Genomic DNA, 23,725 nt, shown 5'->3' on the forward strand with positions numbered 1-23,725 from the left:
GAATATGTCCCTGAAAGACAGACTTAAAAGCAAGGCGGAATCAGACCGGAGCCCTTCTGTGAACAAGTCGATAAAAACGGTGGTAGACCCCCATGATGGACTCAAGGTGAAAATTCAAAATGCAGTTATTGACGCACTCAATATAGATTTTTCAGATGCGGAAAGTGACTTATCAACATACAAGAATGATATAAAGTCTCTTATTGAGAATGAAGTGAATTCAGGCGATTTTGACCTATCCCATAGGGAAAAAAAGAGAGTTATCGATGAAATTGTGGACGAAATAGTAGGATTTGGTCCCATAACAAGCCTCTTAAGTGATGATGAGGTTACAGAAGTCATGGTTAACGGGCCCAACCAAGTCTATGCAGAAAAAGGAGGCAAACTCGTCTTAACCAATGCCCGTTTCAAGGACAATCATCATGTGCTCCACGTCATAAAAAAAATAGTGGCCCCCATTGGACGACGCATTGACGAAAGTTCTCCAATGGTCGATGCAAGGTTGCCAGATGGCTCAAGGGTTAATGCCATAATTCCACCCCTTGCGCTAGGTGGGCCGACCATCACCATTAGAAAATTCTCTAAAGATCCATTTCAAGTGTCAGATCTGGTCGGATTTGGAACCCTGACACAATCTATGGCGGACTTTATTGAGTTTTGCATAAGAGGTCATCTTAATATTATTGTTTCAGGGGGGATGGGCAGCGGAAAAACGACAACGCTCAATGTTCTTTCATCCTTTATACCTAACAATGAAAGAATCATTACTATTGAAGATGCTGCCGAACTAAAACTCGTTCAGGACCATGTGGTTCGCCTTGAAACCAGACCGCCCAATATGGAAGGGCGAGGAGAAATATCTATTCGTGACCTTGTTAAAAACAGTTTGAGGATGCGACCAGACCGTATTGTTGTCGGCGAGGTCCGCTCAGGGGAAGCTCTTGACATGCTTCAAGCCATGAATACGGGTCATGATGGCTCTTTAACAACGGGGCATGCTAATTCACCTAGAGATATGCTTTCAAGACTTGAAACCATGGTTTTAATGTCTGGGATGAACCTTCCTGTCAAAGCCATTAGAGATCAAATTGCTTCGGCAATCGACATTATCATTCAACAGACAAGACTGCCTGATGGCAGCCGTAAAATTGTTAATATAACTGAAGTTCATGGTATGGAAGGTGATGTTATCGTTTTGCAAGACATTTTCAAGTTCGAGCAAACGGGGCTAAGTGCCAAGGGACAAGTATCTGGTCGCTACATTTTCACTGGTGTAAGACCAAAGGCTGTTGACAAGTTGGCAGCCAAGAGCATTAAGGTACCGGCATCACTCTTTCACGGGAGGTGATTAGATGGTTGCTATTGTTTTATTATGTGGGCTGACGGCATTTACATTTGTGCTTGGACTGAACAAATTGACCAGGGGGACTTCTACCCATAGCCGTATTGACCAAGTCATTGAGTATGCATCATCGGATTTTGAAGCAGATCTGGTTGGATCAGAAAAATCACCCCTTATAAAAAGGCCGAGAAGAGAGCTCAAGTGGATTGGTCGATCACGATCTGAGCGAATGGAACTGGAGGTTCTTAAAGCTGATCTTTCAGTCACTGCTTATGAATGGTTTCTTATAAAATGGTCATTCCCCATAGGGATAACGGGCGTCTTGTTGCTTGTATCAAAGAATTTACCAGGGAGTTTTCTGGCGGGTCTTTCTGCCCTTATTGCCTTAAAGCTGTATGTAAAAGTTAGAGTTAACAAGAGAGAGAAAACTTTTACCAGTCAATTAAACGATGCTTTGAGCATTATGTCCAATTCCCTTCGTGCAGGCTATAGCTTTCTTCAATCGGTCAACTCTGTATCAAGGGAAATGCCCGATCCTATAGCCTGTGAATTCAGAAGGCTTTTGAAAGAACTCAGTCTGGGGCAAGACACCGAAACAGCCTTGAGAAATCTGACCAAGCGTATGGAAAGTGAAGATTTGGAACTTATAGTTAGAGCCATCTTGATTCAGAAGGAAACAGGTGGTAACCTAGCAGAAATTTTAGACACCATTTCGACGACCATCCGAGACCGGGTAAAAATTCAGGGAGAAATTAGAACCTTAACCGCTCAGGGGCGATTGTCGGGCGCCATAGTGAGCATAATGCCCTTTTTTCTAATTGGAATCATGTATCTTATTAATCCAAGTTATATATCTGTTCTCTTTACAAGTTCCATAGGACGATTTATGCTCGGCTTTGCTGCTATTAATGAAATAATCGGCATACTGCTCATTCGTAAAATAGTTCGTATTGATATGTAGTTCCATATTAGCTAATAGGCAAATGTTAATTTTAAAGTATCTATTGTAGGTGATGAAATGCTTTTGATCGTAATGTTTGTATTTATATCTGTCTTTAGCCTAACCCTTTGGATGGGCTACAATCGAATGGTAGCAGAGGACAAAATACAAAATAGAATAAGAAATATATCAGGCCATGTTGAAATCAACCACACTGTGATTGAAAATAGGGGAACCCTCCTAGGGCGTATGGCAACTTTTATTTCAAACTCCATTCTGAAAATAGCAGGTAGGTTTGTACCAGAAAAAATGAATTCTAAGCTTTCACAACGCCTGTTCTTAGCTGGTCTCTCTGCTGAAATCGGATGGAGGGAGTGGCGCCTGCTGTCCATACTTATCTGCCTTGTTCTTCCTGTTATGGTGGGGCAAGCTATGATAATAGCTGGGACTTCAATGGGGCATGCCCTGATTAGGGGGCTTCTTATCAGCCTCATGTTTCAAATTATGCTCCGCTATTATCTTGTTCTTAGAATTAGAAAAAGGCGTGAGCGCATAGTGTCAGAGCTTCCAGATATACTAGACCTGATCACGGTGAGCGTTGAAGCGGGATTGTCATTTGACGGCGCCATAGACCGTGTGGCGACTGAGGCGCAGGGCCCCTTAGCGGATGAGTTCGCAATCACCTTAAAGGAACTCAGAATGGGTAAAACACGTCGAGATGCCTTAAGAAAAATGAGCGATAGGTGCCTTGTTGCGGATCTAACGACACTGGTTGGGTCGATTATTCAAGCTGATGAGCTGGGGGTTGCCATTGGTAAGATATTAAGAATTCAATCAGAACAAATGCGTGACAAAAGGAAACAAAGGGCCAGGGAGAAATCCATGAAGGCCCCTGTAAAATTACTTTTTCCACTGCTTTTATTTATCTTTCCATCAGTTCTCATTGTACTCATAGGACCAGCACTCATAAAACTCTCTCAAATGTTTTAATAGAGACTGGGACCCTGCCCTTAAGTCCTATATACAATAAAAGAAAAAGTCATGTAAATTTATGACTTTTCGATTTATTATTTTCCTGTCATTTCATATATTATGGTATTAGGAAGAAGAGTCTTTTTAAGTCAGAATCTATGAGGTGATCCTATGAACACATCAATTTTAGAAGTCAACCAAATGCCAATAGGATTTGTGCGGGTGGCAGGATCCTTTACTGAAAGATTCAAAGGTTTGATGTTGAAAGATCAAGATAAGGCGACCCAACATCTGATGGCCATTGCACCATGCAAGCAGGTGCATACATTTTTTATGAAGTTTCCAATTGATGTGGCCTACTGTGATAGATATGGAAAGGTCATTGAAGTCCATAAAAATATTGAACCTTGGCATGTTGACAAGAGTGTTTCAGCAGCTTACATCGCTGTAGAAGCTCCGGCAGGGACATATTTAAAAGATGTTTCTAAAGGGGATGTTATTTACTTTTAATACCCTTCTAATGTGTTTCTAATTTATGAACACTAGACTATAAGTGAAGATACTTATCATAGCATATAACACATATGATACGAATATCATATGTGTTCTTTTTGTTCAAATGATTTCTAAGAGAGCAGATGTTTGAGGGTTGGCTCTTATGGGAAGGGTGTTTGTTCAAATAGGACATATCAAGGAGGGGAAACATGAAAAACGATCAAGAATGGAGAGATATACCCGAGCTTCAACAGCCGAGGAACATCCTTGGCAAATGGGCGGCATTCTTCATAGACAGATATAAAATCGTTTACTTAATGCTGATTGCTATTATCATCATTGGGGTGAGCGCTTTTGTGAGTCTGCCAAGAGAATTACAACCAGAAATTGTATTGCCGTACGGACAGATTTTTACTATGTATCCTGGCGCAGCACCTGAAGAAGTTGAAACACTTGTCACAAATAAGTTGGAATCCAAGCTTGAAGAAGTCGAAGACTTGAAAACGATCTCATCATACTCCTATTCAGGGGTGTCAAATATCTGGCTTGAATTTGAACAGGGGACTGACATGGAAAAACGGATGAACGAGGTCCGTGAGAAAGTGACAAAGGCTCAATATGACTTGCCAGCGGATGCAGAAACCCCTGAAGTCAACGAGCTTCAGTCAAACAATTCGCCAATTATGATCGTCAATATGTCGGGGGATTATACTCAGGCAGAGTTGAAAAACTACGCAGAACTGATTGAACAAAGACTTGAGACGGAAACGGTTATTGCTGATGTGCTTGTCATTGGTGGTCTTGAAAGAGAAATACAAGTACATGTCGATCCAAAGCGACTGGCGGTATATGGTATATCGCTTGACCAGATTCAGGCCAGTATTCAAGCGTCAAATTTGAACTACCCAGGTGGATCAGCAACCCTGGACGAAAAGAACTTTAACATTCGAACAGTCGGAGAACTGGAAAATGTGGAAGCCCTTAATGATGTCATCGTGGGGTACACCCAGTCAGGTCCAATAAAAATTAAAGACATTGCAGTTGTGGAAAATGGATATAAAGAAGTGGAATCATATTCAAAAATGTCAGTGGGGCTCGGCACAGATGAAGCGCACATGAAGAGCTCAGTTGCCCTATCAATTAAGAAAAAAGACACAGCAGATGTTATTCGGACCAGCGCTCTTGTAAGAGAAATACTGGCTGAGGAGCACGGTAAGCTTTATCCTGCCAATATGAAGATACAAATCAGTGGAGACACCGCTGAGTTTGTTGACGAACAGCTAGGGGCTGTAATGGACAATGCCTTTTCAGGACTATATCTTGTCCTAGTTGTTCTCTTCCTATTTATAGGTCTCAGGGAAGCTGGTATTGTATCCATCGTTATTCCTTTAGCCATCATGATGGCCCTTTCATTCCTGAATGCGGCTGATATGACGCTTAATAATATCACCCTCTTTTCCATGGTTCTAGCCGTTGGTATGCTTGTGGATAATGGTATCGTTATTATGGAGAATGTGGACAGATTAAGAGCTAAAGGCCTTGATTCGAGACTGGCAGCAGAGGCGGGGACAAATCAGATTGCACCAGCCATTATGGCATCAACACTCACAACTCTGGCAGCCTTTTTCCCGATTGCATTAACACCTGGAATTATGGGAGCCTTTATTAAACCTATTCCAATCACGGTTATGTTCGCTCTGGGATCATCATTTTTCTTAGCGATCACAATCACACCGGCGCTTTGTTCCGTATTTTTAAGAAAGCGTCCAAAGCCAACGTCAGAAATGCCGCCAGTTAAAAAACATGGATTGAGGATAGCATCTGTTTTATTCATAGTGATCCTTGCCATGCAAGCCTTCAAGGGAGATGATGGCTACGGTCTTTTATCCTTCGGATTTGCAGCTATTTTCGGCGGGTTCATGTTTGCAAAAATGTATGTGAAGAGGACACCGGGAACGGAACATCCATTTATCAATGGCTATGGTAAGAGACTATACAGTATTGTCAGCAAAAGGTCGCGACGCTGGATTTTGGTCGGTACTTTGCTTGTGGCTTTTGTTGGAAGTATGGCTCTTATTCCACTTGGCATTTTAAAGGTGGAGATGTTTGGCCAGTCAGACTACGACAGGCTCTATATCGATATTACGACACCGAAGGGATCAACGCTTGATCAGACGGCACAAGTGGCAGAAAAAATTGAGGGTATCCTATTTGACTACCCAGAAATTGAAACATTTGTATCAAATGTAGGTATAACAGGCGCTGACAGTTTCGATTCGTTCTCAGGATCATCCTCTGGTACGCCGAATATTGCCCGACTAACAATAGATTTATACAGTGCAGATGACAGAGACAGAACATCTATGGATATTGCAGCCCTCCTCCGTGAAAGGGTTAAGAAAATACCTGGCGCTGAAATAGAAGTCACTGAACTGGAAGATGGACCACCGAGCGATGCACCGATCGTCGTAGGTATCATAGGTGAAGACCTTGTTAAAATGGAAGCAACCGCCAACCGTTTCAAGTCTATACTTATGGATATTGAAGGCACCCGTGATGTGGGCACATCATTAAACAGTGGAGGGCCTGAAATTGAAATCAGGGTGGATAAGGAAAAAGCCGCTCTTTACGGCCTGAACGATTATACTATAGCGAAAACCATTAGAGACTCTGTTGCAGGTCTAAAAGCAACGACATATAGAAGCAATCAGGAAGAAATAGATGTTATGATCCGTTCGGGGATTGATTCCATGGGATCAAAAGATGAACTGAAGTCAATGTATTTCTATAACCGTCAAGGGCAGGCCATTCGATTTGATCAGGTGGCAAGCTTCATTGAATCAGAAACATCACCAACCATTCGTCATGAAGACGGTCGAAGAAGGGTTAATGTCTTTTCTCAAACGGTTGCGGGAGCAAATACAGTGGAAATTATGGATGCCTTTAAGGCAAAGACAGAGAATATTTCCTTGCCGGATGGCGTGTCAGTCAAGTATGCAGGCGAGCTGGGTGATATGCAGGATTCCTTTACAGATATGCTAGTCAATATGGTTGTAGCAGCCATACTGGTTTATATAATCCTGGCTGTTCAGTTCAACTCTTTGTCGCAGCCTCTGATTATACTCTTTGCAGTGCCACTTGGACTTATAGGCGTTATGCCGGGTTTGGTTCTAACTGGAAACAGTTTTGGATTCCTAGCCTTCATAGGGGTTGTAGCCCTTGTTGGTATAGCGGTTAATGATGCCATTGTCCTTGTTGACTACATTAACTATTTAAGAAGAAATGGCTATGAGCTTTATGATGCGGTTAGGGAAACTGGCAAAACGCGATTTATGCCAGTGCTTGCCACAACCATTACAACAGCAGGTGGTATCCTGCCAATCACACTGAAGCAGGAGTTCTTTGGACCGATGGGCTACGCCCTCATATTCGGTCTTATGATGGCAACCGTTCTAACCCTTGTGGCAGTGCCTACGCTTTACACCATGCTAGAAGAGTTCAAAATGAACTTTAGACGTCGTAAAAACAAAACCGAAGAAGCTGCAAACTTGCAGCCAAACGCAGTGACAGAATAAGGAGGATGGCGATGAAAAGATTATTAATAATTGCCCTGGGGATTCTGGTTCTGGCTGGTTGCTCTAATGCTTCAGCTGAAGAAAAAACAAAGAATGAAGCCCCTGTGGTTGAAAAAAAAGCAGTGGAAGTGGTATCTGTAGAAGACAGACAAATGATTGGGAGATTGGTTATGCCTGGTCAGGTTGAGGCAGACAAGGTTCAGTCGGTGTCGTCCCTTGTTAGTGGACAAATTGAAGCCCTTTATGCAGAAGTCGGAGACTATGTAGAAGAAGGCACACTTCTTGTAGAAATAGATGACGAGTTTACAAAACTTCAAAAAAACCAAGCGGATATAGGGTCTAGTCTATCAAGTCTATCCCTTGAAAGTGCCAAGAGATCTTATGAGAGAACAAAGGCGCTTTATGAGAGTGGTTCTGTAACACAAGCCCAGTATGATGGTGCTTCAGATATGTTGGCCAAGGCCAAGCTTGATTATTCTATGGGCTCGAACTCGGTCAGTCAAATGCGCTATCAATTGAAACACATGGACATTAAGGCCCCTATAAGTGGTGTTATCTCAATGAAAATGCAAAATGTTGGATTGGCAGTGAATCCGGGGTCACCTATATACGAAATTGTTGACATTAATGACGTTATTGTTGAAGCAGGCGTGACAGAAGGGGATATTAATAGACTGGCAAAGGAACAAGTTGTCAGTGTAGACCTTCCTGCGGCCAACCTTATCGTCGATGGAACTGTTGAGGGTGTCGGTCCGGTACAGCAGCAAGGGGGAACTTATCCTGTGCGCGTTCGTATCGCCAATGAAGAAGGCTTGATCAAGCCAGGCATGTACGCAGAACTCAGCATAGAAACAGAAAAACCTAAAAATGTTTTAGCGGTTCCCAAAATTGCAGTTCTACATGAAAATGGTAGGGACTACGTCTTTGTTGCAGAAGGCGAAAAAGCAGTTAAAAAAGAAATTCAAAAAGGTCTGGCCTTTGAAACATATTTTGAAGTCTTGTCTGGTCTTGAGGACGGTGAGAAGATTGTTGTATCAGGTCAGGCTTACCTAGATGATGGTGACGTGCTTGAAATCATCGAATAAGAACTCAAACTATTGGGTCTAGCTCATACCTTGACCAGACCAATAATTTAATAGAAAAAACCGATTTGTGCGTGTTTTAACACACGAACTGATCGGTTTTTCTTTTTGTGTGAGGGAAGTGAATGGGGTGGGTCTGGATGATAAAAATTATAAATATCCCTTATCTTAGGCATTGAAATGCACAAGAATGGGTAAATATGAGATAGGTCTTTGTGAAGATTGATGAAAAGGAGTGGATGTCTTTTGGATCAAAAAGAACTGCTTAATCAAATAATCAATCATAAAATGTTGCGCAAAATGTTTGAAGTGGAGTGTGGAAAGCCGAGCTCAGACTTTCATGTTTTTACAAGAAGCCAAATTCATGAAATCACTGCAGAGCAAAACAACCCTCTAACAGGATTAATGCTTATGGCCATTAGCACACAAATAGCAGAAGAGGAAGAAATGTTTTTGAATATGAAATAAGAGCTTGTATCACTGGAGGTTTATTTTATGAACACTGACGGTCGCTTAATGCGTGCATATAAATCAGCTCAGGAAATTCAGTTTGACAACACATCGAAAATCGTATTTCTTAGCGATGTCCATAGGGGGGATAACAGCCTATCTGACGAGTTTGCCCACAATCAAAATATATATTATCATGCCTTAAATCACTATTATAATGAAGGCTATACATATATTGAAGTGGGTGATGGTGACGAGTTGTGGGAACATGCAAAGTTCGAGCATATACGAAGTGCGCATAGTGATGTGTACTGGCTTCTCAGTCAGTTTCATGAAGTTAATAGACTGATTATGCTATATGGAAACCACAATATGCATTTTAGGAACCCACAATTTGTTGAGAAAAATCTTCAAGAATTTTATGATGAGTATCTGGAAGAGAGGGGAACCTTATTTCCAGAAATTAAAGTTCATGAAAGTATTATTCTAAGGCATTCAGATACAGGACAAAAGATATTTGTCGTTCATGGTCATCAAGGCGATTTGCTCAATGATCAGCTTTGGCGTGTGTCAATGGCCTGGATGCGTTACTTCTGGAGAATTATGCACATTATTGGATTTAGAAATCCGGCCAGTCCTGCAAAAAATAGGGTTAAACGACACAAAATCGAAAAAAATTTCAGTGACTTTATTAAAAGACATGGCATTATTCTTATATGTGGTCATACGCATAGACCCAAATTTCCTAATCCAGGTGAAGTGCCATATTTTAACGATGGTTGCTGTGTTCATCCAAGAGGCATTTCAGGTATAGAAATTGTGGATGGAGAGATCATGCTTGTGGATTGGCGGGTAAGGCCAAATAGTGAAGGGGCTTTGTATATAAGTCGTAAAGTCATAAGAGGGCCTGAAGAACTTAAATCCTACTGGATTAGCGAAAAATAAATAAAGAAATGTATTGACAAGAGAAATACGTTAAAATATAATTAACGAGTAAATAACTTTAACGATGCTTTTGGAAGGAGTGGTCATGATGAAAAATCTACAAGTTAAATTAGTGCCACTTCGGCTGGAATTTTAATACGACTCTTTGTTATACAAACATGCATTATTGTGTTTTTAAGACGACTTGATTTCTAACCGACGTGGTAGCCGCGTCGGTTTTTTATGTTGGAGTTGTGCAAAATTTTAAGTCCGTGTTGTGACGTTAGGACCTTTAAATGGAATTTTGCTGAATCCGCAGTGCACGTGATTATGAAATATGCCTCTCATCTTAATCGAGGTCATGTGCGTGAAAACCATAGTCAAGTCTCCCTGTTTATAAGGGGTTAGCGAAATGCTAAAACACAGTCGATGGAATAAGTGAAATGTATAACGCGCCTAGATGAAAGTGATTCTAGGTAAAGGAGAAAATCAATGACAATGATAAGAACTTGGGGTATGATTAGCCCTGAAATATATGAACATGTTGAAAAGACAAACTGCCATATTATGCGTGTTGTAAGAGATGGAAATATGCACTATATGCTTTCAGATGAAGAGGGGACCCTGGATGGTGTCCTGTCAGGAAAAATGAAGGGCCGTATAGAAAATGCCTCTGACTATCCTTGTATTGGAGACTGGGTTGCCGTTCAGGATCGTCCTAAGCAGGGGGAGCGTGCCATTATAGAATCTGTGCTTCATAGAAAAACATGTTTGAAACGGAAAAACGCTGGCACGGACATGCAAATTCAAAACATGGCGGCCAATGTGGACACCGTCTTCATATGTACATCAATAAACGAGGATTTTAGCCCTAGACGAATCGAGCGGTTTGGTATTATTACAAGCGGGAGTGGGGCAGACACTGTGGTTGTTTTAACGAAGTCTGACTTGGTTGAAAATGCTCAGACAACTGCTGACGATTTGCAGAAAAGGCTGGGGAACATCCCTGTCATAACAGTAAATTCTGAAGAAGAAACCGGGTATGCATCTATAAAGTCCCTTCTGAAACCCCATAAAACCTATGCTTTTATTGGATCATCAGGTGTAGGGAAATCCACCCTTATAAATGCCCTTATGGGAGAGGTGGTTATGGAGACCAAGGCGGTTCGAAGCGATGACAAGGGGCGTCACACCACAACCCACAGGCAAATGTTAAAAACACCAGAAAACCACATTTTAATTGACATGCCTGGGGTTAGAGAAGTCCAGCTCTATAACGATAAAGGGGCACTTAGCTTAGCCTTTGATGATATTTCTGATATGGCGAAGAACTGCAAATTTAATGATTGCAAACATGAGACAGAGCCTGGGTGTGCCGTGCGTCAAGCCATAAGTGATGGAGAGATTGATGAAGACAGACTCATCAACTATAAAAAGATGCTCAGGGAAATGGAGGCCTACTGGAAGAGAAAGGGCCACGGGAAATATAAGAGTAAAAGAAGGCGTTAGAGTCTTGCTATCAAACGCTTAAAAAATATATGTCTGACCATGACCATATCATAGTATAGAAGTGTATTTCATAAGTGTCTAAATGCAAAACCCATTTACAAACCCCATTCCCTCTTAGGTGGAAGGTGTTTTGTAAATGGGTTTCTTGTTTTGTGGTTTAATGCCTGGGGGTTCACGTTTTATTGAATGATAGATAAGAGCTTTTTATCATAAACCGTGTGCATGTGTTCCCAATCGTATTTCTGGGTGATGTAACGGAATACATCTCGCTTGTGAGACTTGGCTTGGGGCCTGAAATTTAATATAAAGTGCCTTAGTCGTTTCACCAAGTCTTCCTGATTCTCGTAGAAAAAGTCAGGATGAGCATTTGGACAGACAAGCTCTGGGTAGGACAGTCGCCTAGGTAAGAGCGGTTGAACACCACAGTGAATGGCTTCCATAAAACTAATCCCAAATGTTTCGTGGTTGGACGTTACAGGCAAAATATCTGACTGAACGAGCCATTCTACATACGCTTCATAAGTATTGGGCTTGCCGAAGGCGACAATATGCTTTTTTAACCTTTCTTTGGCTTCTTTGAAAACCTTGGGTGGTTTTTTACTTTCCGCACCAAGAACGGCCAGATTAAAATGAAGCCCATCTTCTGAGAGGGTGTAGAGAGCCTCAAAAAAGTCGTTTGGGTTTTTGTCATACTCCCACCGGTGGGTCCACAAAATAGTGGGCCAATCTGCATTTGCGGGAGTGTTTTTAAGGGAGTTATCAGTGGCGTCCTTATCACAATCAGGAAATTCGATGCCTAGGGGTAGAACGGTGGTTTTCTCTTTTAAGGCAGTTACTGTCTCAAGGCCTCTATAATCAGGCATGCGTTTTAACAAGGTCTCAAGAGCGTGAAAAAAAGAATCCATTTGAGCTTTTGAATTGAAAAACACATGGTCAGATGCCAACGCTGACGTGTAGTTAATGAAGCCGTAATGAAAGTCGCGTGCTCTTTTCGAGTCCGTGTCATTGTCCGTATATGGATAGGACAATTGGTTTTCATGAAAGTAAAAAGCAGTAGGAATACTGCGAAGAGATCGGTCCAGTAAACTTATAAGACTTGTGAGATCAACCATATCGCTCACAAGCATTAAGTCAGGAGCAGGTTTGTTCTTGTATTTGGCATTGATCCTGGCAGCCATTTCTATGGCAGATCCGTGCATGCGCCATTTCCAGTGCCGACCTTCAAGGGTCATTAATTCAATTGTATGTTTGGAATACTTGATGTATCCATCGGCCCATACCTTGTGTGAGCCTGAGTAGTAGGGTTCTATTAGTAAAATTCTCATAAAGTGAGTATAACATAAAAGCTGGGTGTGTGAGCGGGTTTTTGTCAGCTAGAATGGCTTTAAGGGAGCTATGTAAATGCAAGAAGACTTGTTTTAAAAATCAGTAATAAAAGCATGGCGTTTTAAGCGGGCTGGGGAAAACAATGCGTTTTGTATGCATTTGTGTACATATATATTACAGTTAAATTGTAGGTGTTAAAAAGCTGAAGTAGTTAATATGACTTAATTTATTAGAAAACGATTGCCTTCAAAAAGAAAAACGTTTGCCTATTGAAGTGCAAAAATATGCATGCTATAATCAGGATTAAAATATTATCAGAAAATTCAATATTTTGAGAGAAGAGAGAGAATAGCATGCAATAGGAGGTAAGGCTTATGTGGTTTTCAGGTCCAAGAAAACAGGGTCTTTATGACCCAAGTAGAGAAAAAGACAGTTGTGGGGTTGGTGCGGTTGCTGATATTAAGGGAATACCCTCCCGTGATATTGTCATAAAGGGGTTACGGGTGCTTAAGAACATGAAGCATAGGGGCGCTGTGGGGGCAGATGCAACAACAGGTGATGGTGCTGGCATTATGACTCAAATTCCCCATCAATTATTCACTGAAATAATGGCAGACAAGAACGTCAATTTACCTGAAGCGGGGGATTATGCTGTGGGGTCAATTTTTTTGCCCCGTGTGCCTCAGGCCCGACTATACTGCGAAGGTGTTATTGAAAACATAATGCAAGAAGAGGGCCTTCAATTGCTTGGGTGGCGCGATGTGCCTGTGAGTGTGTTTGACTGTGGACATTCAGCAAGGGCCACTCGACCCGATACAAGTCAAATTTTTATTGGGCGAGGAGAGCTTGATACTGTCAGCTTTGAAAGAAAGCTATTGATCTTAAGAAAAAGAGCAGAAAAGACCATCAGGGATTCAAACATCATGTATACAGACGCATTTTATGTATGCAGTTTGTCAACTAGGACAATCGTCTACAAGGGGCAAATTTTAGGATACAAATTGGATGCCTATTTTGAAGACTTGCAAGATGAGAGGTACGAATCGGCCATGGCTATTGTCCATGAAAGGTATAGCACAAACACTTTTCCATCGTGGAAGCTGGCTCAACCCTTTCGATATATAGCACATAATGGAGAAATCAATACCATACGGGGAAATGTGAACTGGATGAATGCCAGAGAGGGGGTCATGAAATCCGGTATATTCGGAGAAGACTTCACGAAAATTCTCCCCATAATTGAACCAGGAGGGAGTGACTCGGCATCTTTTGACAATGCTTTAGAGCTGTTTATTGCAAACGGACATGATTTGACGTATGCTCTTATGCTTATGATTCCAGAGCCTTGGCAAAATGATAAAGGGATGAATGAAAATATACGTGGTTTCTATGAGTACCACGCTCGCATTATGGAACCTTGGGATGGTCCAGCTGCCCTCATATGTTCAAGTGGTGACCAAATTGTTGCGAAACTTGACCGAAATGGCTTAAGACCATCCAGATATGCCATAACTGAATCGGGAAAGATTGTCATAGCCTCTGAATCGGGGGTCGTGGATTTTGAAAATGATCCATTTGTCCAGAAGGGAACGTTGGAACCAGGCAAATTTCTATTTGTTGACATGATAGAAAAACGCATAGTGCCTGATGCTGAAATAAAGGATAGAATTGCCTCCATTCGTCCATTTGCTGATTGGGTCAAACGAAATAAATTAAGCCTCAATGACATCAAGGCAGACTATGAAATAAAGCGTTCCAGGCTGGAAACTCGAAAACTTAAAGAAGAAGTGTTTGGCTACTCGAAAAAAGAGTTCAAGGACGTCATTGATCATATGGCAGAACACGGCAAGGAACCAATTGGCTCTATGGGTGTGGATGAATCTATGGCCATATTTTCTAAGACCAACAACTTGTTGTTTGACTATTTTAGACAGGCCTTTGCCCAGGTGACAAATCCCCCTATTGATCCATTCCGAGAGCGTTCAGTTGTTTCCCTTCGACAATTCATCGGCTCTCATGGAAGGCTCCTAGATCAAATTGAAACTGGAAAAAACAACAAATACTTAATGATCAAATCACCTATTGTGTCCTCCCCTCAACTGGAGGATATTCGACACTTAAGCGGTAACGATTTCAAGCCAGTGACCGTGCCAGCCCTCTTTCACACGGACCAAGCAAATGGTTTAAAGACTGCCCTGGATAAGTTGTGCGAAAGGGCGGAAGACCTGGTTCAAAAAGGGCATAATATCCTTGTTATAAGTGATAGGGGGATAGATTATTACAATGCCCCCATCCCAAGTCTGCTGGCACTCGGGGCGGTTCACCACCATCTAATCCGTAAAAAATTAAGAACCGCCGTGGATATTATTATTGAAACAGGAGAGGCTAGGGATGTCATGCATATGGCCTTGCTTATAGGATATGGCGCAAAGGCTGTAAACCCCTATTTGGTATATGAGTATCTCATGGAGAAAGACAACAGTAAGGACTTGTTTGAAAGGTATAAGGCTGCCATTGCAGAAGGTATCTTGAAAATTATCTCAAGAATGGGCATTTCCACACTGCCATCATACTGCGGCGCGCAAATTTTTGAAGCGGTCGGGCTTGGGGAAAATGTGGTGGATGTCTATTTTACAGATACTCCATCAAGGGTAGGTGGCTTGGAACTTGAAGACATTGAGAGGGATGTTCTCATAAGGCACAGGGAGGCTTTTGGTTCTAGCGGTGACGATTCGGTTTTGTCGTCTAAAGGCCAGCAGGGGTTAAGTCAGCCCAGGATGTTTCCAAATGCCACTGTGCGAAAACTCAATGAGGCATGTGTGACAGGAGACCGTGCAGCTTACAGAAGTTATAGCCAGATGACAGAAAAACAAGAGATTGCTATCCGAGACCACTTTGAACTTATTTCCACAGGCAGAATTGACATAGACAACGTAGAAAGCACAGAAGACATAATGAAACGATTCACAATATCAGGGATGTCGTTTGGCTCTCTAAGTGAAGAGGCCCATGAAACACTTGCTATTGCTATGAACAGGATAGGTGCAACCAGCAATTCTGGCGAAGGTGGGGAAGATCCAAAACGGTATGTGAGCAAAAAAGGCACAGTCAATCGGTCAAGCGCTGTAAAACAGGTGGCATCTGGTCGGTTTGGAGTTACAGCTGAGTACTTGGTTAATTGTGAAGAAATACAAATCAAGATGGCTCAGGGGGCAAAACCTGGGGAAGGCGGTCATTTACCAGGGGCTAAGGTGACAAAATCCATTGCCAAAACCCGTTATGCTCAACCAGGAAGAGACCTGATCTCACCGCCGCCTCACCATGACATTTATTCAATAGAAGATCTGGCCCAGCTCATTTTCGATATGAAAAACATCAATAAACAGGCCCGTGTGGGTGTCAAACTTGTTGCAGGTCATGGTGTTGGCACTGTGGCAGCGGGAGTGGCCAAAGCTTATGCTGATGTGATTAAAATTAGTGGCTCCGATGGTGGAACAGGCGCTTCCCCAGTCAGTTCAATGAAATATGTTGGTCTGCCTTGGGAAATGGGGCTGGCAGAAGTCCAGCAAACTCTACTGCTGAATGATCTTAGAAAGCGGGTCAGACTTCAGGTCGACGGAAAAATAAGAAATGGCCGAGATATTATTATAGGCGCCCTGCTGGGGGCCGAAGAGTTTGGGTTTGGTACACTTGCCATGATGGCGGTAGGCTGTAAAATGTGTAGGCAATGTCATAAGGGCTTGTGTTCTGTTGGGATTGCCACTCAGGATATAAAGCAACGCAGGAAATTCTCAGGCAAGCCAGAACATGTTGAGAATTTGATGAAGGCCCTGGCAGATGATGTACGAGAGTATTTAGCAGAACTGGGGTTTACCAAACTGGATGACTTGGTTGGACGGGTTGATTTGATCAAGATTAAGGGGTCACTTGAAGGTGATGCTTGCAAGTTTGATTTTTCTCCAATTCTCCATAAACCCATTTTGCCAAAACGCATTGATGCCAAGCAAACAGAAGCCCAGAACCATAAAATTGCCAGTGTTCTAGATCAGGCTGTTATTGACGCCATTCTGGCAAGACCAGAAGCAAAGAAACACAGTCTTGATTTGGTCATTAAGAATACAGATCGTAGTTTTGGAACAATGACAAGTGGGTTTTTAACTCAAAGCAAGAAAAAGGGCATTTATGAAATAAAACTGACGGGATCAGCGGGTCAGAGTTTTGCGGCTTTTGCAGTGAAGGGCATGCACCTTGACTTAAGTGGGGAGTGCAATGATTATATGGGAAAAGGCCTCAGTGGTGCCCTTGTTACCATTCATCCCAAGAGCGGAGAGGGATATGAGAGTCAGAATAACGCCATTATAGGCAACACGGCTTTATATGGTGCAACGAGCGGTGAAGCCTTTGTTGCAGGACGAGCTGGTCAGCGCTTTGGTGTGAGAAACTCAGGGGCCAATGCTGTTGTAGAGGGCATTGGCAATCATGGCTGTGAATATATGACAGGGGGAACGGTTCTCATTCTGGGTTCAGTGGGGCAGAATTTTGCCGCAGGTATGACAGGTGGGTGTGTCTATGTTCTTGACCTGGACAATACTTTAGGCGAGAACCTTAACACAGACCACGTTGATTTAGTCGAAATTCTAGAGAAAACAGATTTTGAAAAAATAAAAGCCCTGCTCGAAAGACATTTGAAGTATACAGGGAGTGCTTGGGCAAAAGATTTACTTGAGGGAGATGAAAAATACAAGAATTTTTATAGGAAAGTTAGACCGCGCATATAATTTTGGTTTTCTATGCACTCGCAAACTTGGGCTCATTTAAGAAAGTCCCCTATGGAGTAAAAACTCTATCGGGGACTTTTGTTGTCAAGAAATGGGGGGCGTTTGCTTCCAATTGATCTGCACTTTCATCGGACTGGATTCTGATTGGATAGGACTGAGTTTTAGGATTAAAGTTTAATGACGATTTGCTTAAATCATGCTATATGTAAAAAAACTGTGGTACATTCCTAATAACAGCCTATATTAGGCTTAAGGAGGTATAATATGAAATTTAAAGTATCAAAATCGTATTTTGACAGTTTGAAAATACAAATGAAGCACTTTGAACAAGAAGGTGTCATATCACAAGATCAGGAAAAGCAAATACTTATGGCCTATGAACCCGCAAGGGGAGTCAACTTGATTCGGCTTATATCTGTTGTGGGATCCATACTTATTGGTCTAGGCATACTTTCTTATATAGCGGGAAATTGGCAAAATATAAGCCCTGTAGTGCGTATGGGGCTGATTGTCATAGGTATGACTGGTTTTTATTTAACGGGGATGCAGCTAGACAGCATGTATCCTAAGACTGGACGGGCCCTGCGCTATATAGCCCTCTTTATATTTGGTGGTGGCTTGTTCTTAACGGACCAAACCTTCCACTTGAATCGTCCGGTCGCCTTTCATTTTATTATATGGGCACTGGGAATACTGGTTGTCATGCAGTTTGAAAAAGACAACTTGCTACTCTATTATTTCCAAGCGCTCTTGTTTGCTACTTCAATTGCCTTGTTCGATAGTATGGGCTTATCCAAGTTGGAACATCTTGCATATATTCTGGTGCTGGGGGCAGGTCTTTTTCTTTCCATTAGGCTATCAGACTATTATTATAAGACCTATTTTTCAGCCTTTGCCAGTGGCCTAAGCCTGGTGTTTTTCCTAATGACCCTTATGGTACATTTTGAGCTCGAAGCCCTTTACTTCTGCTCAGTCCTCTTATTAACGGGAGGATACTTTATGTTCAAACCCCCAATTGGGCGGTATGCTGAGCCTGTTATGAGTCAACTGGGGCTTGTTGTTCTAGGGTTTTCTGGTTTTTTCTTGACCTTTTCAGACATATGGTCAGATGGTTTACCAATAGATGGCACTGCGCCTTCTATCGCCTTTACTATTGTCTTTATGCTGGGCTTGTTTTATTTGGTGAAGCGAGAGTTTATTGGTGCCATCGCCTTTATTGCCCTTATTATCATGAGATTCTATTTTGACACCTTCTATGACTTTATGCCAAAGTCCCTATTCTTTGTTATAGGTGGGGGCATACTTATTGGTTTTGGTCTCTATCTGGAACGTGTGCGTAGAAAGGGGATGGATCTGAATGCGTAAAAAGGAATATCTTATTCTACCGGCCCTGATCGTTCTTTTATTTATACAATTCATACCGTTTCAAATGACCAAAACGCTTGGTCAAAGAGTGGTTTTGAATATTGAACTTTATGACCCGAGGGACGTTTTCAGGGGGGATTATGTGGCCTTGAATTTTACCCAAGAACGTGTGAGTCTTGAAGCTTTTCCTATGGATGAAGAGGACATAAGTGACCTATACAATAAGAAAATTTATGCACTTCTTGAAGAAGATAAAGATGATGGGGATTGGAAGGTTAAATCAATACAAGTCAAAAAACCTCAAGAAGGCCTATATATTAAATGTCGCCTTAACTACTATAATCCAAATTCCAACGAAGGAGAGCTGGATTTTGGTATAGACAGATATTATGTTCAAACCAATACTGGTGGCCCGATTGAAGATGCTGCTCGCCAAGGTGATTTACTAGCAGAGGTCAAGATTTGGAATGGGCAACTTGTTATGACTGATATTATTTTTGACAAGTGATCGCTTGACAAGCCTAGGATTCTTCGTTATTCTAATCACAAGTTCATATGAAATCCTTCAGGGCAGGGTGAAATTCCCGACCGGCGGTAAAGTCCGCGAACCGAAAGGTTGATCTGGTGTAATTCCAGAACCGACAGTAAAGTCTGGATGAAAGAAGGCGTACATTTTTGTACATTCTAAGTTCAATTTAAGATTGGGTATCATTGCTGATCAGAATTTGAATGACGTATTTTCGCCCTGAAACTATTTATAGTTTCAGGGCTTTTGTTTTACATAAGGCAGCGGTGTAATTGTTTGGTTTCTTGGGACCAATCACTCACCTTAAGCTGGAAACCGTGAAACAGAGAAAGATACATTTAGAGCCCCTGAAGGTTAGCTTCGGGGGCTCTTGTTTTATATTTGTAAAATCAGTGAGCGCCTCGGCCTATATGAATTATTAACTTAATGAAGTGGGTACTGGTCTTAGCTTGATATAAAAGCATGACTGGTGACAAGAGTTGCCACCAATGCATTTGATGTAAAAGAACATGTAAGCCAAAGAAAAGGTGATGGTATAAAGATGGATTTTAAAGCTTGTAAGGATTTTGTTCATGAGTTAGACCATGAAAAATTTATGACATTAGCCCTGAAACTCGCAGAAAAGGGCAGGGGGAAGGTGTCGCCAAATCCCATGGTGGGCGCTGTCATTGTGAGAGACGGTCGGGTGATTGCCAGGGGTTTTCATGAATCCCATGGTGGAGCCCATGCTGAAGTGAATGCGGTTATAGACCTGAAAAACTCGGGACAAAGTATTGAAGCCAACGACATTATGTACGTTACCCTTGAACCCTGTAACCATTACGGAAAAACACCTCCTTGTAGTCAACTTATACTTGATGAGGGCATAAAAAATTTAGTCGTGGCTATGGAAGACCCCAATCCCCTTGTCGCTGGTAAAGGCATAAAAAAACTTAGAGATAATGGTGTCGTTGTAAAAATAGGCATTATGGAAGAGCGGGCCAAAACTTTAAACAAGGTCTTTATAAAAAACATGCTTTATAAAGACCCCTACTGCACAGCCAAGTGGGCCATGACCTTAGATGGGAAAATGGCAACAGATGAGGGCGACAGTCAGTGGATCAGTTCTGAAGCTTCTCGGACCCTAGTCCACAAATGGCGCTCACAAAGCGATGCTGTCATAATCGGTTCTGGCACAGCCCTGGCAGATAATCCTAGACTTAATGTGAGGCTGGTGGAAGGGGAAAATCCCTATAGGGTGGTTATAGACACAGAGATCAGACTGCCTATAGACTGCAATCTTGTTGACTGTAAAGACCCACATAAAACAATTGTTTATGTATCGGAGGGGGTCAATCAAGAAAAGGTTGAGACTTTACGAAAAAAGGGGGTTCAAGTCTATAGGGTGGCACTCAAACAAAACCATGTGGATTTGAAAAAGGTCTTTGACCACTTGTATAGCTTAAATATATGCAATGTATTTTTAGAATCAGGGCCAGTGCTTCAGGGCGCTCTTCTTAAAGAAGGCCTCATCGACAGCGTAAAAGCCTTTATTTCACCTAAAATATCAGGTGGGCGAATTCACTCTCCCTTCCAATCTTTTGATTGCATGAGAATGGAAGAAGCCATAAAGCTTGATATGGAATCGGTTGAAATGTTGGATCAAGATATCTTAGTCACAGCCAATGTCAGGAGGTAGGTATGTTTACAGGACTTATTGAAGAAATTGGACAGCTTATCCAGACCAGAAAAAACGCTAAGGGTGCCAGTGTAAAAATCACTGCAAAAAAGGTGCTTGAGGGTGTCAGGCTGGGAGACAGCATTGCTGTAGATGGAGTTTGCCTGACTGTTACAGGTTTTGACGAGAATGGATTTGAAGCTGATGTTATGCCGGCCACCTATGAACAAACTCGGATTAGCCAGTTGCAAAAAGGGGCCAAGGTGCATCTGGAAAGAGCCCTGTGTGTGGGTGAACGTTTAGGCGGACACTTTGTGTCTGGTCATGTCGATGGAATGAGCAAGGTTTTATCCCTCTACAAAGAAGGACAGGCCTATAGACTTCGGCTGGAACGGTCACCGTCTTTTGCCAGACATCTTGTTCATAAGGGATCAATCGCAATTAATGGTGTCAGTCTAACCATCGACACCCTAACAGACAAGTATCTTGAAGTGAGTCTGGTTCAACATACTCAAGGGGAGACCCTTCTAACAAGTCTTAAGGTTGGGGAAGTGGTCAATATTGAATCAGACATGCTTATTAAATACGTGAGTGCCCTCATTGGGATGGACAAGCCTGAATCAGAGTCCGTCGAGGACTCAAATGGAGGACAAGTCACCATGTCGGTTTTACAGTCAGCAGGTTTTTTATAAGGAGAGAGTCATGAAAAAGAATGTGATGTGTGAAGTTGAAGAAGCACTTGAAATCTTAAAAAGTGGTGAAATGCTTATTGTTACAGATGATGAAGACCGCGAAAACGAAGGCGATTTTCTAATGGCGGCTGAATATGCAAGCCCTGAGAAAATCAATTTTATGATGAAGTACGGGCGGGGTCTTATATGTGTTCCGACAACAGGTGAACATGCTAAAAAGCTTGGACTCAACCAAATGGTTAAGACCAATGAAGACGCTCATGCCACGGCCTTTACAGTAAGTGTGGACGGTGTCGGAACTGGGACTGGTATTTCTGCCTCAAACCGGTCAAAAACCATCATGATGATGGCTGAGGAAGGCGCTGGAGCGAATCACTTTCAAAGACCAGGACATATATTTCCCCTTGTCGCTAAGGCTGGTGGCGTCCTGGAACGCCCAGGTCACACTGAGGCCACGGTTGATCTCATGAAATTGTCTGGCCTAAAAGAAACAGGGGTTATTTGTGAAATTATAAAAGATGATGGAGAAATGGCAAGAATGCCTGATCTTATGGAGTTTGCCAAAGAGCATGATATGAGAATACTGACGATTGAAGCCCTTAGAAAGTATTTGCAATCAAAAAAAATGAAGGTCAAAGAGCTTGCTAGAACAAAGTTGCCAACAGAATATGCTGAGTTCCAAATGATTGCATTTGAAAATGCGTCTGGGCGTGAACCGCATTTGGCCCTAGTTTTAGGGGAGATCGAGGGGAAGACACCTCTTATACGCATTCATTCGGAGTGCATGACAGGCGATGTGTTTGGGTCAAAACGATGTGATTGTGGTCAACAACTGGAAGATTCCATGCGTGAAATTGCGCATGAAGGATCAGGCATATTACTTTATTTACGTCAGGAGGGACGTGGTATTGGTCTTGTGAACAAACTAAAGGCATATGCCCTGCAAGACGAGGGACACGACACAGTGGATGCCAACCGTAAGCTTGGTTTCAAAGATGACGAAAGAAACTACAAAGAGGCCATTGATATTTTGAAAGCCCTACATGTGAGAGGGGGGCGCCTTATGACCAATAACCCCCTTAAAGTAGAGGCGTTTGAAGGCACAGGCATTGAAATTATGCGGTGTGACAGTCTTAAGCCTGTCTATGTGGATACAAACAAGGACTACTTGAATACCAAGGTTGTGCGTATGGGACACTTGTACGAAGTCCAGTGATTTTATTCACTCACTAATATAAAAAATGCATATGGCACTGGACGAAAAACTGTACCATACTTCGCATGTTCCGTGCATATTGCTTAGAAAAAACATCCATGATATGGGCGGATATTAAATGATATTTTAGCGACTTGCATAATATCTTTAAAAACCTTCGTCATAAGATATAGATATTTAAAAATCGTAATGCCTATCTATAGGTATGGTCAGAACATAATCTGTAATTTTGAAGGTGCCTGATTTAATAAAGCATTTGGTTAGTTATTTGATGAAGATTAAAGATAAAAAATAAAAATGAAAAATAAGGATAAAAAGGAGTTTATCACATGAAGCAAATACAAGGTAATTTAACAGGTCAAGGACACAAGTATGGTATTATTGTAGGTCGATTCAATGAGTTCATTGGTTCAAAACTAAAAGATGGAGCCATTGACTGCCTTATACGCCATGGTGTTAAAGAAGAGGATATTGAAATTTGCTGGATACCAGGGGCTTTTGAAATGCCACTCCTTGCTAAAAAAATGGCTGCCAAGGGGACCTATGACGGTATTATTTGCCTAGGCGCTATTATCAGAGGCGACACACCACACTTTGACTTTGTCGCTTCAGAAAATGCCAAGGGCATTGCATCTGTTATGCTTGATGCTGGTATACCGATGGGCTATGGGGTGCTGACGACAGACACACTGGAACAGGCCATTCATAGAGCGGGTGCAAAAGCAGGCAATAAGGGCTGGGAAGCTGCTATCGCAACGCTGGAATCTGTGAATGTAATGCGTTCACTGGGTTAATTGCGCTGTTTTGGGACTGATCTAGAGTTTCTAATTGAAGAATCAACAAAAAAACAAAGGCCACACCATGTATAGATGCTTG

Annotated in this window: 17 protein-coding genes and 1 riboswitch; of the genes, 16 read left to right on the forward strand and 1 reads right to left on the reverse strand. The window is 42.1% G+C overall.

Annotated features, from left to right (window positions below):
• Nucleotides 1–4: 4 nt before the first annotated feature.
• The 9 genes from ACQ4KW_RS06875 to rsgA all read left to right on the forward strand — a co-directional run bounded on the left by ACQ4KW_RS06875 (nucleotide 5) and on the right by rsgA (nucleotide 11,289).
• Nucleotides 5–1,348: a CpaF family protein gene (locus tag ACQ4KW_RS06875; RefSeq protein WP_430885795.1), complete on the forward strand. Its 1,344-nt coding sequence runs from the start codon at nucleotides 5–7 to the stop codon at nucleotides 1,346–1,348.
• A gap of 4 nt (nucleotides 1,349–1,352) precedes the next feature.
• The gene (locus ACQ4KW_RS06880) at nucleotides 1,353–2,303 is read left to right on the forward strand and encodes a type II secretion system F family protein (RefSeq protein WP_430885796.1); all 951 of its coding nucleotides are present in this window, start codon (nucleotides 1,353–1,355) and stop codon (nucleotides 2,301–2,303) included.
• Nucleotides 2,304–2,360: 57 nt separating this feature from the next.
• Nucleotides 2,361–3,272 (forward strand): type II secretion system F family protein, encoded by a 912-nt coding sequence (locus ACQ4KW_RS06885; protein WP_430885797.1) that lies wholly within the window; start codon nucleotides 2,361–2,363, stop codon nucleotides 3,270–3,272.
• A gap of 153 nt (nucleotides 3,273–3,425) precedes the next feature.
• On the forward strand, nucleotides 3,426–3,764 hold the full coding sequence (locus ACQ4KW_RS06890) for a DUF192 domain-containing protein (RefSeq protein WP_430885798.1): 339 nt from the start codon (nucleotides 3,426–3,428) through the stop codon (nucleotides 3,762–3,764).
• A gap of 194 nt (nucleotides 3,765–3,958) precedes the next feature.
• Nucleotides 3,959–7,324, forward strand: coding sequence for an efflux RND transporter permease subunit (locus ACQ4KW_RS06895; RefSeq protein WP_430885799.1), 3,366 nt, complete (start codon nucleotides 3,959–3,961; stop codon nucleotides 7,322–7,324).
• An 11-nt stretch (nucleotides 7,325–7,335) separates the two neighbouring features.
• Nucleotides 7,336–8,409 (forward strand): efflux RND transporter periplasmic adaptor subunit, encoded by a 1,074-nt coding sequence (locus tag ACQ4KW_RS06900; RefSeq protein ID WP_430885800.1) that lies wholly within the window; start codon nucleotides 7,336–7,338, stop codon nucleotides 8,407–8,409.
• Nucleotides 8,410–8,652: 243 nt separating this feature from the next.
• Nucleotides 8,653–8,874, forward strand: a complete 222-nt coding sequence (locus tag ACQ4KW_RS06905; RefSeq protein WP_430885801.1) for a hypothetical protein — start codon at nucleotides 8,653–8,655, stop codon at nucleotides 8,872–8,874.
• A 27-nt stretch (nucleotides 8,875–8,901) separates the two neighbouring features.
• Entirely contained in the window at nucleotides 8,902–9,801 is a 900-nt protein-coding gene (locus ACQ4KW_RS06910; protein WP_430885802.1) for a serine/threonine protein phosphatase, read from the forward strand.
• A 471-nt stretch (nucleotides 9,802–10,272) separates the two neighbouring features.
• The gene (rsgA, locus tag ACQ4KW_RS06915; protein WP_430885803.1) at nucleotides 10,273–11,289 is read left to right on the forward strand and encodes a ribosome small subunit-dependent GTPase A; all 1,017 of its coding nucleotides are present in this window, start codon (nucleotides 10,273–10,275) and stop codon (nucleotides 11,287–11,289) included.
• Nucleotides 11,290–11,468: 179 nt separating this feature from the next.
• Here the strand turns inward: rsgA and ACQ4KW_RS06920 are convergent, their stop codons facing one another.
• Nucleotides 11,469–12,614 (reverse strand): tRNA-queuosine alpha-mannosyltransferase domain-containing protein, encoded by a 1,146-nt coding sequence (locus ACQ4KW_RS06920; RefSeq protein WP_430885804.1) that lies wholly within the window; start codon nucleotides 12,612–12,614, stop codon nucleotides 11,469–11,471.
• 375 nt (nucleotides 12,615–12,989) lie between these two features.
• Between ACQ4KW_RS06920 and gltB the strand changes: the two genes are divergently transcribed.
• The 7 genes from gltB to ribH all read left to right on the forward strand — a co-directional run bounded on the left by gltB (nucleotide 12,990) and on the right by ribH (nucleotide 23,643).
• Nucleotides 12,990–17,393, forward strand: a complete 4,404-nt coding sequence (gltB, locus tag ACQ4KW_RS06925; RefSeq protein WP_430885805.1) for a glutamate synthase large subunit — start codon at nucleotides 12,990–12,992, stop codon at nucleotides 17,391–17,393.
• Nucleotides 17,394–17,657: 264 nt separating this feature from the next.
• A complete protein-coding gene (locus ACQ4KW_RS06930; protein ID WP_430885806.1) occupies nucleotides 17,658–18,758 on the forward strand; it encodes a DUF2157 domain-containing protein in 1,101 nt (366 codons plus the stop codon).
• On the forward strand, nucleotides 18,751–19,266 hold the full coding sequence (locus ACQ4KW_RS06935; protein WP_430885807.1) for a GDYXXLXY domain-containing protein: 516 nt from the start codon (nucleotides 18,751–18,753) through the stop codon (nucleotides 19,264–19,266). Before ACQ4KW_RS06930 ends, ACQ4KW_RS06935 begins: the two co-directional genes overlap by 8 nt.
• A gap of 49 nt (nucleotides 19,267–19,315) precedes the next feature.
• Nucleotides 19,316–19,429: riboswitch (FMN riboswitch) on the forward strand.
• Nucleotides 19,430–19,753: 324 nt separating this feature from the next.
• Nucleotides 19,754–20,962: a bifunctional diaminohydroxyphosphoribosylaminopyrimidine deaminase/5-amino-6-(5-phosphoribosylamino)uracil reductase RibD gene (gene ribD, locus ACQ4KW_RS06940; protein WP_430885808.1), complete on the forward strand. Its 1,209-nt coding sequence runs from the start codon at nucleotides 19,754–19,756 to the stop codon at nucleotides 20,960–20,962.
• A 2-nt stretch (nucleotides 20,963–20,964) separates the two neighbouring features.
• Nucleotides 20,965–21,633, forward strand: coding sequence for a riboflavin synthase (locus ACQ4KW_RS06945; RefSeq protein WP_430885809.1), 669 nt, complete (start codon nucleotides 20,965–20,967; stop codon nucleotides 21,631–21,633).
• A gap of 10 nt (nucleotides 21,634–21,643) precedes the next feature.
• Nucleotides 21,644–22,849, forward strand: a complete 1,206-nt coding sequence (gene ribB / locus ACQ4KW_RS06950) for a 3,4-dihydroxy-2-butanone-4-phosphate synthase (RefSeq protein ID WP_430885810.1) — start codon at nucleotides 21,644–21,646, stop codon at nucleotides 22,847–22,849.
• Between the two features lie 329 nt (nucleotides 22,850–23,178).
• The gene (ribH, locus tag ACQ4KW_RS06955) at nucleotides 23,179–23,643 is read left to right on the forward strand and encodes a 6,7-dimethyl-8-ribityllumazine synthase (RefSeq protein WP_430885811.1); all 465 of its coding nucleotides are present in this window, start codon (nucleotides 23,179–23,181) and stop codon (nucleotides 23,641–23,643) included.
• Nucleotides 23,644–23,725 lie beyond the last annotated feature (82 nt).

The sequence above is a fragment of the Tianxiuia mixotrophica genome (assembly GCF_050596425.1).
Lineage (GTDB): Bacteria > Bacillota > Clostridia > Peptostreptococcales > Acidaminobacteraceae.